The sequence below is a fragment of the Arcobacter arenosus genome (assembly GCF_005771535.1).
Taxonomy (GTDB): domain Bacteria; phylum Campylobacterota; class Campylobacteria; order Campylobacterales; family Arcobacteraceae; genus Halarcobacter; species Halarcobacter arenosus.
In genome coordinates this window covers 1-14,032 of sequence record NZ_VANU01000010.1, presented here as the reverse complement: position 1 = coordinate 14,032, position 14,032 = coordinate 1, and the positions used below count along the sequence as shown (strand labels likewise).

The following is a 14,032-nucleotide window of genomic DNA, read 5'->3' as shown; positions in this document are numbered from 1 at the left end:
CTTAATCTAGCGCGATTATATCGAAAAAAACTATATGAAAGGTTAAACAAGCTTATTGTAAAAGCTTACCAATCTCTTTTATTGCTTCTTCATTTTTAAGTCTAAGTTTTATTTCTATTCTTCTTGAGGCATCACTATCTTCTTTACCATCTTCTGTATAAATTGGGTCTAGAAACGATCTACCACTTGCAAGTATTAACTCTTTTAGATTTTCATGATTGTTAAAATCAAGGGATAATAAAAAATCCATAACTGAAAAAGCTCTTTTTTGAGACAATTCTAAATTATAAAGATAAGTTCCCTTAGAATTTGTATGCCCTTCTATTACTATTTTATCAATATGTTTATTTATTTCATTATTATCTAAAATTGTTTGAAAATAATCATATAAAGCACTTTTTAAAGCACTCTTTGAATCCTCTTTTAATACATATTCTCCCTCATCAAATAAAACCTTTGATGATAATCTTAAACTTCCATTTTTAGGATCAATTTGTATTTTTTCACCTAGACTTTTTTTAAGTAAGGTGATAACTTTTACTTTTATCCCTGTAAAACTTTTGATTTTCTCTTTTGTATTTTGCAATTGAGAAGATAATTCATCATGAAGCTTTTCAGAGTTTTTAAGTTTTTGTGTCATTAAAGCAATCTCATCATTTAATGTTTTTGTTTTATCTTCAAATGATTCTATTAAACTTTTTTTGGCCAAAACCTCTTCAAGTAATTTATCTAGTTTTTCATCTTTTTGTTTTGAAATTTCTTTTAACTCTTCATAAGACAAAGCTAATTGCTCTTTTTCTTTCAAACTTATCTCTAACTTTGATTTAGTTTCATTTATATTATCTTTTAAAGTATCAATATTCTTTTGGCTTTCTGCTAATAACTCATCTTTATTTTTTAGTTGTGTTTTATACTCTTCATTTAAAATAAGAGACTCTTTTAAATCCTCTTTTGTTTTTTTATATTTTATCTCCAAAGAGGATAAATCAGTTAAAACATTTTTGATTTTTTCCTCTTTTTTATTCAACTCTTGCTTATTTTTTTCTAACTCTTCTTTATTTTTTTCCAATGCAAGTTTTTCTTTATGAAGATTTTCTTCTAAGAGTTTTGATTCACTTTGTAGTAAAGAGTATTTAACAATAATTGCACCAATTAAAAGGATAAAAACAAATAGAAGTCCTGCCATTAAATCAGCATAAGATATCCAAAAATTAGTGTTATTATTTTTATTTTGCATCAATCAATTCTTTTCCTAAAGCTTTTAAATCCCTTGAAACTAATTCAAAAGATGATAAAACAGAATATATTTCATTATTTAAAGCTTTAGAGTTAGATTTTTGTTCATTTACACTTTTTTCAAAAACTTCACTCGATTTTGTTAATGAGTTTTCTATCTTCTCAAAACTTTCTAATAACTCATTTTGTTTTACTGAAGTTAATTCAAAAACTTTTCCTAAAGAAGCTAGATTTTTTGTTAGTCTTTGTTCACTAACTTTATACTCTTCATCTAAAGCATTAATTTTATCAATTTTTTCTTGGGCAATTTTGTCAAGTTTAGCTATATATTCAGGGGTAACTACATTTTCAATTTTTTCAATAAATTTTTGATTTTGCTCTTGAGCTTCTAAAATTTTATATAACTCAATCTCCTCTTTTTCCCAAATTAGCTCTTTATATTGTAATTTAATCTCATTCATCTCATATTCAATTTTAGTTAATCCTCTTTTTTCAAAAAAGACCCACCAAATTGATAAAAAGATACCATAAATAGAAGCATAAAAAGCAGTTCCAACTCCACTTAATAAAACTGTAATTTCATTTTCTAAAGCCTCTTTAGACTCAACTGTAAAATCTGGCATTGAGATTGCTATAGCTAAAAAAGTTCCTAAAATACCTAATGTTGGGAAAATAGATGTTGCAATACTTGCAAAATTATCGTTTCTAATCTCTTCAAAGTGTTTTTGAAAAAATGGTTCTATATTTGCTAAGGCTTTTTTCTTTCCTGCTAAAACTAATTGGTTTTGATTAAGATAGGTATCAACCTCTTCAATTACATCATAAATCGTGTTTTTATATTGTGCAAAAGAGTACCATGCATTATGAGTGATAAATGAAACAAATATTATAAGAATAAAAAAGATTATAATTATTGAATGTAATTCAGCTTTTAAGGGAATAAAACTATTATAACCCAACAGTAATAATAAAAAAAGAATTAATGGTACTGATAAAACCATTAAAAAACGTGGGCTATTATTTGTTTTGTGTTCATTTACTTTTATCATAAAAAACTCCTTAAAATATTCAAAAATATTTTATCATATTAAAGTGAGAACACACAGTCAAAAAGAGTAAAGAATACTCTTTTTTTCTATTTTAAAGGTCTATAAACTTTAATATTTGTATAGTTTTCAGAATCAATTAAATATTGTGCATGTAATTGACTTAATATCCCTTTATCACAATAAAATAGATATTGTTTATCTTGTGGCAATTTTTTAAATTCATTTTTTAAATTATAAAATGGAATTTTAAGAGTTTCACAATCACATTCAATACAAGCGTCTCCTTGCCTAATATCTATAACTGTATAATCTCCACCACTTAAATCGTTTACAACCTTTACTTGTCCAATATCTTCAATTTGGTTTACAACTTCATCCACTTCTGTTTCAATTGCATTTTCAACTGCTTTATCTAAAACAGAATAATCAAATTTTTTAGCCTCTTTTTCCATCCTATCGTAAGACCCATGGGTAACTGGATTTTTTGAAATAACACCACAATATTCAGGCATAGCTTCAGCAAATCTTCTTGTACCAATTTTTGCAGCCATCTCCATAATTTCAGGTTTATTCATAGTTGCAAGGGGTCTTAAAACTAATTTATTTGTAACCTTATCAATTAAAGCAAGATTTCTAAGAGTTTGAGAAGAAACTTGAGCAACACTCTCCCCTGTAACTAAAGCATCAATTTTTCTTTCATCTGCTAATCTTTCAGCAGCCATTAGCATCAATCTTTTTAAAGTAACACCCATATAAGATTCACTTGTAGATTTGAATATTTCAGTTACAACATCTTCAAAAGGAACAGTAATAAATGATACCTTATGGGAAGAGCCAAATTTATTCCATAGATAATACGCAACTTGTTTTACACCAATTTCATGGGCAGTTCCACCAAGGTTGAAAAAAACAAAATGTGTTTTAATACCCCTTTTCATCATTAGATAACTAGCAATTGTTGAATCAAAACCACCTGACATTAAAGATAATATATCACCTTGTGTTCCTAAAGGAAAACCTGAAAGTCCTCTAAACTTATGAGTAATAATATTTAACTGAGAGTGAACAAGTTCTACATTTATTGTAACTTCAGCATCTTTTAGTTTTACCCCTTTTGTTTCAGGGTTTTTTGCAAGCATATATCCACCAACTGTTTGTTCGATATGGGTTGATTTAAAGTCTTGTGTTCCTGTTCTTTTTGCCCTTACAACAAATGTTTTTCCTGTAATCTCTTTATACATATATTCATTTACAACAACTTTTATATCATCTAAAGAATTCATATTATCTATTTGTATAGCTTCTTGAACAACTTCTATACCTGGTGTTTCTTGTAACTTCAATCTAATTTCTGTTACATATTCAATACTACAAACAACTTCAATTTTGTCAAAAAACTTTTTAAAACTTGCGCTTTCATCTATTTTCCCAAGCAACTTTTTAAGATTTCCTAAAAGTTGATCAATCATTTGTCTTTTAGCTTTTGTTCCCTTTACCATTATTTCTGGGAAAAACTTAATTATAAATTTTTGAGTTTTAACCTCAATTTTATCCATTCTTACTATACCTTTGATTTTTTGTAAGGGGAATTATAGCATAAGAGTAGTAAAGTTTCACAAATAGAACATATGACCATAAAAGGCTTAAAAATAAAAAAAACTGCAATTTTCACCCTACTTTTAATTTCAATGACAACAATGATGTCAAATGTTGCTATTGTAACTGCCCTACCAAGATTACAAGATTATTTTAGTGATATTGAAAATATAGAATTTTATTCTAGACTAATATTAACCCTACCTTCCCTTTCAATTGCTTTACTAGCACCATTTCTAGGACATTTTGTTTTTAGATTTGGTAAAAAGAATTCAGCTTTAGCTGCTTTATTTATTTTTGCAACAACAGGAAGTGCAGGATTATTTTTAGAGCATATTGAAGCATTTTTATTATCAAGGGCAATGTTTGGTATCTCAGTTGCAACACTAATGATTGTTTCAACCTCTTTAGTAGGAGATTATTTTCAAGGGGAAGCAAGACATAAATTTATGGGCTATCAAAGTGCTTTTATGGCTATAGGAGGGGTTTCTTTTGTCATAGGTGGTGGAATTTTATCAGATATAAATTGGAGACTTCCCTTTGGAATATATCTTATGGGATTTGTACTTATTCCTATTGCATATTTATTTTTAATTGAAAAAAGAAAAGATGAATTATTTAATTTAGAAGATGAAATTACTGTACCTAAAAAACTAATTGGAATATATCTCTTAGGTTTTTTTTATATGTTAATATTTTTTATTCTACCAACACAAATTCCATTTTTGATCATAGATACCTTTCAAGCATCAGGAAAAGTTGCAGGTTTTATAATAGGTTTGGCATTTTTTGCAAATGCTTTAGGTGCTATAAGTTTTTCTAAACTAAAAAAGAGATTTGACTTTTTTTCAATTTATATCATCGCTTTAACAATTATTGCCATTGGTTTTATTGGTGTAGGATTAGTAAATAATCTAAAGCTATTTTTCTTAACAAGTACCATTTTAGGGTTTGGTGGTGGAGTTATGATGACAAATGTAACAGCTTGGATGTTAAGTAGAACCACTTTTGAAAAAAGAGTTAAATCTTCTGGCTATATGACAAGCTTTATGTTTCTTGGACAATTTTGCTCACCTATTGTTTTTCATCCATTAGTATCAAATTTTGGAGTTCAAACTTTTTTTGAGATAATTGGAATTAGTTTATTTGCTATAATTTTTTTAATAATGTTTTATAAACTAGCTATTAAAAGCTAGTTTATAAATTCAACTACATCTTCTAGTTTTTCTCTTAATTGTTCCGATTGAGGATTAATTCTATAACCAAAAGGTAAAACACAAGATACTTGGTATTTTGTTGTATCTAAACCTAAAACTTTTTCAACATTTTCTTTTTCAAAACCTTCAATAGGACAAGTATCAATACCCTTTACAGCTGCTGCTGTCATCATATTACCCATTGCAATATACGTTTGTCTAGCTGTCCATGAGTATACATTTTCATCACTACTTAATACATCTTTTAAATGAGATGAATAAATACCTTCATAAAAGTCTAATTTTTCTTGAGGCATATCTCTTCTTCCAAATTTTCTCATTGGCTCACCAGATTCTGGCTTAACATTTTCAATTGCTGCTAAGATAATAACTAAGTGTGAACATGTAGTTATTTGTGGCTGATCCCAGCAAAATGGTCTAATTTTTGCTTTTAGTTCTTCATTTGTAATAACTAAAAATTTCCATGGTTCCATACCAAAAGAAGATGGCGACTTTCTACCAACCTCTAAAATAAAATTCATATCTTCATCAGAAACTTTTTTATTCTCATCAAATATCTTACAAGCATGTCTGAAGTCCATAGCTTCCATAAATGTTTTTTCCATATATCTTCCTTAAAAAATGCCCCATTTTTTTAGGGACCCAATTAATATTAACTACTTTTAACGTAATTTATAAAAAATTACTAAAGTAGCAAACTCTAAAGAGAACAACTAGTTGTTCTACAAATTAATCTATAAACTCAAAACCTTGAGTTTCGTAACTTTTTGCAACTTTTCTATTATATATTTTCTTATAATAGTTTGACATTTGTTCACAATATGATTGCATATAATTCATATTATTTTTAACTCTAAAATCTTTTAATTGAACTTCGTATTTTAATACACCTTCCTTTACTTTTTCATTATCATATATATCTTCAAGAGCAAAACTTTCAAATGGTATTCGAGGTTTAAGAGGAGATTCTTTTGCTTCTTTTGTAGATACCCCTATAGTAGTTCCAACAATTGGATAGGTCTTTTTTGGTAGATTCAGAAGTTTAATCATCTCTTCTGGATTATTTCTAATCCCACCGATTGCTGTAGTTCCATAACCTAAAGATTCAGCAGCAACTTGTAAGGCACTTAACATAATTCCAGCATCCACTGCACCAACTAAAATTCCTTCAGCTGATTTGTCAATGTTCTGAATCTCATTTGTTTGAGATACAGCAAAACTAGTTCTATTAAAATCAACAACAATAGTTATAAAAACATCTGCATTTTCAATTTGTTTTTGTCCACCTGCTAATTTTGCAATTTTTTTTATAGTTTCTTTATCTCTTGTATAAACCAAAGATATTTGTTGTCCATTAACTGAGGTAGGAGCCCTTTGAGCTGTTTTCATAATAAGCTCTAAATCTTCATCTTTTACACTTTGACCTGTAAACTCTCTTATTGATTTTCTAGAACTTAATTGTTTTATTGTCTCATTCATAATATTTCCTTATTATAAAAAATTCTCTTTTAAAACACCTTCTAATCTAATTAATTCTTTTTCTAAATCCATGTCACCTTTAAATATATCATGAATAGAATATGTTTTCATAGCTTCTAATCCTAAAAACTGAAAAATTTTATGGGTACTTATATTGGCTTCATCTAAAGATAAACCATCAAAATATCCATCTTTGTTTGAAAATTCTGATGTAGGACAATTATATGTTAAACTAAGCATATATTTACCACTTAATAATCCACCACTTCCATATTTTTTTGATTTATCTTCTCTACTTCTTCCATCATTTGCATAATGAATTCCTGAAGTTAATACTTCATCAAAATACTTTTTTGTAATCCAAGGTAAGCCCATCCAATAAACAGGATATTGAAAAAATATATAATCTGCCCAAACTAATTTTTCTTTTTCCTCTTCAATATCATAAGATTTATCTACATATGTAAACTTTACTTCAAAATCATTTTTCTCAAAAAAAGTTTTTGCACACTTTATTAAATCATTAGTTAGATTACCTTCAGCAACACCATCATAATGTTGATGTCCATTTATAATTAATACTTTCTTCATATAAATCCTTTATCTATTTTTAATTTTTAATTAGTCTTGTTTCCCCAGAAACATTGATTGACGAGTTTGCTTTATCTGTATAATTAACTATTAATTTACTAGGTTGATTCATATCAAACCCTTGTAAAATCTCAATTGTTCCAGATTCTTTAAATTTTAAATCTCTTAAGTATTCAGCTAAAGCAACTGCCGCAGAGCCAGTTGCAGGGTCTTCATAAACTCCACCATACGCAAAAGCATTTCTAGAGTAAAATAAGTCTTCAGATTTAAAAAAAATCAATGATATCGTTACAAATTGATGTTTTCTCATAAAATCTTTTGCTTTTTCAAAATCATAATTCATTTGTGCTAATTTTTTTTCTCTATTTAAAAAGATTATGGGATGTAAATTTCCAGAATTTGATACTCTAATAGGAAAACTTGGATTTAAATCATCTTCATCTAAATTGAAAATTTCTAGCAACTGCTTTTTAACATCTATATCAATATCTTTTGTACTAGTTTGTAAAGAAGAGAAAGAAGAGATAATTTTCTCTTTTTCAAGTTTTACATCAAGATTAATAATTCCATTATTAATTTTTAATTTATAAATTCCACTACCAAACTTTTCTCCTAATACTCTACCACTTGCTATAGTTGCATGACCACAGAAGTCAATTTCCATTTCAGGGGAAAAATATTTTGTTAGAAATAAATCATTTTCCTGCGTTAAAAAAACTGTTTCAGAATAATTTACATCTTTTGCAATTTTTAGCATCTCTTCATCACTTAATAAATCATCAGTTAATACTACACCAGCTGGATTACCACCTTTATTTTCATAAGAAAATGCAGAAATTCTTTCTATTTTCATAATAAAACCTTTTTTATTTTGAAAATTATATACACTACAAACTTAAATGTATCTTACTTTACTTTAGGTAAGTAATAGAATATTAATTCTTTTATGATATAATTATCCAAGAAAAGGAAATATAATGTATTTTATTAATGACAAAGAATATAAATGTTCAGTATCTGTTACCCTTGATATTTTTAATGATAGATGGAAACTTGCAATTATTTGGCATCTTCTTGATGGAGATAAAAGATTTAAAGAGCTTCATGAAGAGATTTCTGAAATTACGCAAAAAACATTAACGGTAAAACTAAAAGAATTAGAAGAAAAAAACATAATTAATAGAGAAGTATTTGCAGAAGTTCCACCTAAAGTAGTTTATTCCTTAAGTGATGCGGGAGATAGATTAAGACCAATTTTAGATGAGATGTATAAATGGGGAATAGATTATGTTAAAGAATATGGCAAAATAAGCTGTGAAGATAATTGTGATATAAATTTAACTAAGTAATTAAATAATGGAAAATTTTGTATTAATTCTACTTGCTATCATTGCAGGATATTTATTAAAGCATTTAAAGATTTTACCAAAAGATGCCCCAGTAGCATTAAATCAGTTTGTGATTTATATCTCTCTTCCTGCTATGATTTTATTACAAATACCAAAACTGCATTTTTCCATGGATATGATGATTCCAGTTATTATCTCATGGCTTGTGATGTTTATAACAGCAGTTTTAACACTGCTAGTTTCTAAATTATTCTCTTTTTCTAAAGAGATTACAGGATCTCTTTTATTAGTAACTATATTAACAAACTCTTCATTTATGGGGATACCAATAGTTAATGCATATATGGGCGAAGAAGCCTTACCTTATGTATTGGTTTATGACCAATTAGGAACCTTTATTGCACTAGCAACATATGGAACTTTTATCGCTTCGTATTATGCAAGTAAAGATAATTTAACATTAAGAATAATTGGTTTTAAGGTTATAACTTTCCCTCCATTTATTGCTTTAGTTTTATCATTATTTTTGATGGGTATTGAATATCATCCTATAATAAGCTCAGTTTTAAGCTCTTTTGCAAGCACGATTGTACCAGTAGCCCTTGTTGCAGTTGGACTTCAATTACAATTAAAACTTCCAGGACATGAAATAAAACCATTTAGTGTTTCTTTATTTATTAAATTAATAGTTGCTCCAATAATTGCATATTTTATAATTAAACTTTTTGGATGGAATTCAACATCTGCCCTTGTTTCAATATTTGAAGCAGGAATGGCACCTATGATAACTGCTGGTGCAATTGCATCTATGGCAGGACTTGCTCCAAGGTTAAGTTCTGCTATTGTGGGATATGGTATTTTATTTTCATTTATCACCACTTATATTATTGCAAAATTGATTTTATAAGCAAAAACTTCACAATTTCTAAACATAAAAACTGTATGATATTAGCTATTTTTAAAACTAGGAAAAAAAAATGTTAAAACTTATAAAAACAGTTTTAGTTCTTTTTGCATTAACATCATTTGCAAATGCAATGGAACAAATTTCAGACAAATTAGTTAAAGAGATTGAATCATTAAATCTTTTTCAAGGTGCTCAAGTAAAAGTTCTTAGAGGTTTTGATTCAGGGGATTTATATCTTTTAAATGTAACTGTTAGAGGTCAACAAAGTAAAATATACTTAACAAAAGATAAAAAATATTTAATTGCTGGAGATGTTGTAAATACAGAATCAGGAAGAGCACTTGATATTCCAGACTTACCAGTTGATATAAAGCCTACACTTGGGAAAGAAGCTTTCACTTTTGGAAAAGGTAATGATGAATATGTATTATTTACAGATCCAGAATGCCCATATTGTAAAAAATTTGAATCATATTTTTCACAAATTGAAGATAAAGTAAAAATTAGAGTATTTTTCTATCCTTTACCAAGTCATGCAAATGCAAAAGATATTTCAATTTATATTATGAGTCAAAAATCTTATGGTGACAAAGTAAAAGCTATGACAACTACAAAAGCTGATACTCCTGCTTTTGTAAATAGAAAAATAGATGAAAAAGAGTTAGCAAAACTAGAAAAAACTCTTGAAGAACAAATGGAAATTGCAAATAAATTAGGTGTTAGAGGAACACCTTCTGTATTTGATACAAAAGGAAATAAAGTATCTTGGGTAGAGATGCTTCAAAAATATGGTGTAAAGGTTCAATAACCTTTACCCTATAACATATTATTAATAGTTTCTATTTCTGCTTTTTCTAAATTAAAATCTTTTATATTTAAATCTAACTTCATATGCTCATTTGATGTTGTTCCATTTAAAGGAATTATTCCAAGTTCATTTAAAAACTTATAAAAAATCTGTTCTTTTGTTTTATTATATTTTTTTGACAATTGATTAATTAGCGATGAGTTTACAATTTCTGGATTTGCAGTCAAAGACCAAAAACTTTGATATAAAATTCCCATTTGCTTACACCAAACTCTAATCTCTTTGTCATATCCACTTTGTGCATAAAACCTATTTTGTACTATTGCTGGCTTAACTTCACTATTATTATATAAATATTTCAAAACATCTAAATCATAACAATTGCTGATTCCTAATTGGCCAATTTCTTTTGAATGATAAAACTCTTCCATAGTAAGCCAAGCTTCAATTAACTTTTTACCAGGGAAAATAGGAGAATGTAAAATATAAGAATCTATATATTCAACTTTTAAGTTCAATTTTGACTTTTCAAAAGATTTTCTAATTTGTGTTTTTAAATCATCTGTTATTAAATATGGCATATTATTTTTATCTTGACCATCAATTGGAGTAAATTTTGTTTGAATATATAACTCATCTCTTTTAATAATATTATCTTTAAAAGATTTATCTATCCCCTCTCCTACTCCTTTTTCATTATAATGTCTTGGTTGTCCTGCTGTATCAATTCCTTTAAAACCTTCTCTTAAAGCTTCATAAACCAAGCTTGACGTTTTATCTTTTTTCCAAGCTGTACCATAAATCATATTTGGAATATTTATATTTTCACTGCTAATAAAAAAACTCAATTTTTTCCTTTATTTTTTATTTATATTTTAGCCGTAAATCATAAGAAATACCAATAAAAAAGGTTTAGATTTTTTACATTTAATAAAGTAGTAACAAAGTCACTTATTAAAAATATCAAAATTATATATTTAATTTAAAGACAAATAGTATAAATTATTATTAAAATCTTAGTTTAATTTTTCTAGATATATTTTATTTAAGTCTAAAATCATTTTTATATTGATAAAATAATTAATATTACAAACTTTAGAATTTCCTATTCAAGGGTTATTTTAAAATTTTATATGTTTAAAAGATAATGATATATTATTATTTAATTGGATTATAATAATATTATTTTGAGGTCAAATATGCAAAATATAAATCACTTTTTAATTGAACAAGTATTTAATGAAAAAAATAAAAGTATTTTAATCTCAAGTAATATAGTAAATAATAATTACAAAAAATTCATATCATTATCATCTTCTAAAAACTATAATTCATTTGTCTCAACTAAAATACAAAACATTAATTTTTTATTTAGTAGCTTAGATATAAGTTTATTAATAATTGATATGAAAGAAGACTATTTAGAACTATTAAAATCATTATCAAAAAATAAACCAGGTTTATTTGTAATTGTTATTGCAGACCCCATTTCTAATCAATTTTTAAATATTAAAAAAAATCTAAATTTTACTTTTTTTGATTTTCTAAAAAAACCTATTACAATCGAAGAATTAATTTATAAAATTGATAACTCACTTGATATTCTAAGTAGCTTAAATATGACTAAATCCAAGTACAAACTACTTAATCAATATAAAGAGACCATAGATAAATATTCAATTGTTTCTAAAACAGATAGTAAAGGTAATATAACTTATGTAAATGATAAGTTTTGTAAGACTTCTGGTTACAAGAGTAATGAATTGTTAGGGAAACCTCACAAGATAATTAGACATGAAGATATGAGTTCTCAAATTTTTAAAACAATGTGGCATACAATAAAAGACTTGAAACAAGTTTGGAAAGGTAAAATAAAAAACAAAAAAAAAGATGGTAGTCATTATTGGGTAGATACTATTATAAATCCTATTTTAGATTCAGATGGTAAAATCATTGAATATATTGCGTTAAGAACCGATATTACAGAGCTTGAGGAAAGAAAAGAGTTTTTAAAAAAACAATTTAATATAACCTATGACAAACTTGAAAATATAAATAGCATCTCTAAGCTATATGAAGAAACATTAGATAAAACAACCATAATATTAAGATTATCAAACGATTTAAAAATACTTCACGTTAATGAACTTTTTTGTGAAACATTTGGATATACAAAAGAAGAATTAATAGGAAGAGACCATCATGACTTATTCCCTAGTGAGATAAAAAAAGAATTTATATTAGATGGAATTAAGATTATTAAAGAAAAAGGTTTTTGGAAAGGTCAACTTAAAGGTTTATGCAAAAATGGTGATATAAAACACTTTATAACAACTGTTGTACCACTAAAAGATAAAAATGATAAGATCTTAGAATTTATGGTTATTAGGGTTGATATTACAAAGGTTGTTCAGTACCAAAAAGAAAAAGAGTTTTTATTATCCTATGATGAACTTACAAAACTAAAAGGTAGAAATGCTCTAAATAATGATTTAAAAAATAAAAAAGGAACTCTTTTACTAATAGATATAATTGATTTTAAAAAATTAAATTCATTGATTGGTTATGAAGGTGCAGATGAGATATTAATATCTGTTGCAAATTTATTAAAAGAGGAATCTAAATTAACATATAGACTTTATGGTGATATTTTTGCAGTTTTTTATGAAAATGAAAAAATTGAATATGTAAATACAAAAGCAATTAATTTAATGCTTAAATTTGAATCCCATAAATTCATATATGATAACTTTGAAATACCTGTATCAATAAATATAGGAATATCAGATACTGTTCCATATTTACTAACAGCAGAAGAAGCAATCTCTAGAAATAAAAAAAGCTTTAATAAAATAGCTAGATATAATTATGATATTAATGAAAAAGCAAGTGACTTTAAAAACCTTGATATGTTGATAAAGATAAAAGATGCTTTAGAAAATGACAATATCGTACCTTATTTTCAAGCAATTGTTTCATTGGAAACAAAAGAGGTAGTAAAATATGAATCCCTTGTAAGACTTATTGATGAAAAAGAAAATAAAATTATATCTCCCTATGAATTTCTTGAAATTTCTAAAAAATCAAAGATGTATTCTCAAATAACAAAAAATGTATTAAGAAAATCAATTGAGTTTTTGAAATCAACAAATATACCTATATCTATCAATATATCATTTGAAGATTTAATTAACAGCAATGTACTAAATTATATTGCATTTTTATTACAATGCAATGAAAAGATTGCAAACTTAATCACTTTTGAAATACTTGAAAGCTCTGAAATAAAAGACTATGAACAAATTAATTTATTTATAAATCTAGTAAGAAAATACAACTGTAAAGTTGCAATTGATGATTTTGGAAGTGGGTATTCAAACTTCACACAACTACTTAATATGAAACCTGATATTATAAAAATTGACGGTAGTTTAATAAAAAATATTGATAAAGATATAAACTCAAGAAACATTGTAGAATCTATTCTAATCCTTGCAAAAAAATCACAAATCAAAACAGTCGCAGAATTTATTGATAATAAGAAAGTTCATAATGTAGTAAAAGAACTAGGGATTGATTATGGACAAGGTTTTTATTATGCAAAGCCAGAAGATTTAATGAAGAAATAAAAATATATAAATTTTAAATTATTAAAATGGGCAAGAACCCATTTTAATTAAGATGTACTAGTTAAGACTTAATCTGACAATTTACTAAAAAATAAAGTACAATTTCTCCTAGATAATAGATTTAGGAGAAATTAAAATGAATCTACATACACAAGAAAAAATCATAAAGAA

General features: G+C 26.3%; 13 protein-coding genes. 5 read left to right on the top strand and 8 right to left on the bottom strand.

The window, feature by feature from the left end:
* Positions 1-52 precede the first annotated feature (52 nt).
* The 3 genes from FDK22_RS15375 to thiI form a co-directional block, all read right to left on the bottom strand.
* Positions 53-1,237 (bottom strand): OmpA family protein, encoded by a 1,185-nt coding sequence (locus FDK22_RS15375; protein ID WP_138153878.1) that lies wholly within the window; start codon positions 1,235-1,237, stop codon positions 53-55.
* The gene (locus FDK22_RS15370) at positions 1,227-2,285 is read right to left on the bottom strand and encodes a MotA/TolQ/ExbB proton channel family protein (RefSeq protein ID WP_138153877.1); all 1,059 of its coding nucleotides are present in this window, start codon (positions 2,283-2,285) and stop codon (positions 1,227-1,229) included. Before FDK22_RS15370 ends, FDK22_RS15375 begins: the two co-directional genes overlap by 11 nt.
* Before the next feature lie 86 nt (positions 2,286-2,371).
* Positions 2,372-3,841, bottom strand: coding sequence for a tRNA uracil 4-sulfurtransferase ThiI (thiI, locus tag FDK22_RS15365; protein ID WP_138153876.1), 1,470 nt, complete (start codon positions 3,839-3,841; stop codon positions 2,372-2,374).
* Positions 3,842-3,913: 72 nt separating this feature from the next.
* Between thiI and FDK22_RS15360 the strand changes: the two genes are divergently transcribed.
* Positions 3,914-5,077, top strand: coding sequence for an MFS transporter (locus tag FDK22_RS15360; protein WP_138153875.1), 1,164 nt, complete (start codon positions 3,914-3,916; stop codon positions 5,075-5,077).
* Here the strand turns inward: FDK22_RS15360 and FDK22_RS15355 are convergent.
* The 4 genes from FDK22_RS15355 to FDK22_RS15340 all read right to left on the bottom strand — a co-directional run bounded on the left by FDK22_RS15355 (position 5,074) and on the right by FDK22_RS15340 (position 8,021).
* Entirely contained in the window at positions 5,074-5,703 is a 630-nt protein-coding gene (locus FDK22_RS15355; RefSeq protein ID WP_138153874.1) for an NAD(P)H-dependent oxidoreductase, read from the bottom strand. The two genes, FDK22_RS15360 and FDK22_RS15355, sit on opposite strands and share 4 nt — an antisense overlap.
* Before the next feature lie 124 nt (positions 5,704-5,827).
* Positions 5,828-6,577, bottom strand: a complete 750-nt coding sequence (locus FDK22_RS15350; RefSeq protein ID WP_138153873.1) for a nitroreductase family protein — start codon at positions 6,575-6,577, stop codon at positions 5,828-5,830.
* 12 nt (positions 6,578-6,589) lie between these two features.
* Positions 6,590-7,168: an NAD(P)H-dependent oxidoreductase gene (locus tag FDK22_RS15345; RefSeq protein ID WP_138153872.1), complete on the bottom strand. Its 579-nt coding sequence runs from the start codon at positions 7,166-7,168 to the stop codon at positions 6,590-6,592.
* Between the two features lie 19 nt (positions 7,169-7,187).
* Entirely contained in the window at positions 7,188-8,021 is an 834-nt protein-coding gene (locus FDK22_RS15340; RefSeq protein ID WP_138153871.1) for a PhzF family phenazine biosynthesis protein, read from the bottom strand.
* Positions 8,022-8,145: 124 nt separating this feature from the next.
* Between FDK22_RS15340 and FDK22_RS15335 the strand changes: the two genes are divergently transcribed.
* The 3 genes from FDK22_RS15335 (at position 8,146) to FDK22_RS15325 (ending at position 10,232) form a co-directional block, all read left to right on the top strand.
* On the top strand, positions 8,146-8,517 hold the full coding sequence (locus FDK22_RS15335; protein WP_138153870.1) for a winged helix-turn-helix transcriptional regulator: 372 nt from the start codon (positions 8,146-8,148) through the stop codon (positions 8,515-8,517).
* A 7-nt stretch (positions 8,518-8,524) separates the two neighbouring features.
* Positions 8,525-9,424, top strand: a complete 900-nt coding sequence (locus tag FDK22_RS15330; protein WP_138153869.1) for an AEC family transporter — start codon at positions 8,525-8,527, stop codon at positions 9,422-9,424.
* Between the two features lie 70 nt (positions 9,425-9,494).
* Positions 9,495-10,232 (top strand): DsbC family protein, encoded by a 738-nt coding sequence (locus FDK22_RS15325; RefSeq protein ID WP_138153868.1) that lies wholly within the window; start codon positions 9,495-9,497, stop codon positions 10,230-10,232.
* Between the two features lie 8 nt (positions 10,233-10,240).
* Here FDK22_RS15325 and FDK22_RS15320 read toward each other — a convergent pair whose 3' ends face one another.
* Positions 10,241-11,080, bottom strand: a complete 840-nt coding sequence (locus FDK22_RS15320) for an aldo/keto reductase family protein (RefSeq protein ID WP_228711739.1) — start codon at positions 11,078-11,080, stop codon at positions 10,241-10,243.
* A gap of 351 nt (positions 11,081-11,431) precedes the next feature.
* On the opposite strand from FDK22_RS15320, the gene FDK22_RS15315 reads away from it, so the two are divergent.
* Positions 11,432-13,861 carry a bifunctional diguanylate cyclase/phosphodiesterase gene (locus FDK22_RS15315; protein WP_138153867.1) on the top strand — a complete coding sequence of 810 codons (2,430 nt, stop codon included), beginning with the start codon at positions 11,432-11,434 and terminating at the stop codon, positions 13,859-13,861.
* Positions 13,862-14,032 lie beyond the last annotated feature (171 nt).

Coding starts and splice junctions, on each gene's coding strand:
- FDK22_RS15375 (WP_138153878.1), bottom strand. CDS start 1,237: ATGCAAAATAAAAATAATAACACTAATTTTTGGATATCTTATGCTGAT.
- FDK22_RS15370 (WP_138153877.1), bottom strand. CDS start 2,285: ATGATAAAAGTAAATGAACACAAAACAAATAATAGCCCACGTTTTTTA.
- thiI (WP_138153876.1), bottom strand. CDS start 3,841: ATGGATAAAATTGAGGTTAAAACTCAAAAATTTATAATTAAGTTTTTC.
- FDK22_RS15360 (WP_138153875.1), top strand. CDS start 3,914: ATGACCATAAAAGGCTTAAAAATAAAAAAAACTGCAATTTTCACCCTA.
- FDK22_RS15355 (WP_138153874.1), bottom strand. CDS start 5,703: ATGGAAAAAACATTTATGGAAGCTATGGACTTCAGACATGCTTGTAAG.
- FDK22_RS15350 (WP_138153873.1), bottom strand. CDS start 6,577: ATGAATGAGACAATAAAACAATTAAGTTCTAGAAAATCAATAAGAGAG.
- FDK22_RS15345 (WP_138153872.1), bottom strand. CDS start 7,168: ATGAAGAAAGTATTAATTATAAATGGACATCAACATTATGATGGTGTT.
- FDK22_RS15340 (WP_138153871.1), bottom strand. CDS start 8,021: ATGAAAATAGAAAGAATTTCTGCATTTTCTTATGAAAATAAAGGTGGT.
- FDK22_RS15335 (WP_138153870.1), top strand. CDS start 8,146: ATGTATTTTATTAATGACAAAGAATATAAATGTTCAGTATCTGTTACC.
- FDK22_RS15330 (WP_138153869.1), top strand. CDS start 8,525: ATGGAAAATTTTGTATTAATTCTACTTGCTATCATTGCAGGATATTTA.
- FDK22_RS15325 (WP_138153868.1), top strand. CDS start 9,495: ATGTTAAAACTTATAAAAACAGTTTTAGTTCTTTTTGCATTAACATCA.
- FDK22_RS15315 (WP_138153867.1), top strand. CDS start 11,432: ATGCAAAATATAAATCACTTTTTAATTGAACAAGTATTTAATGAAAAA.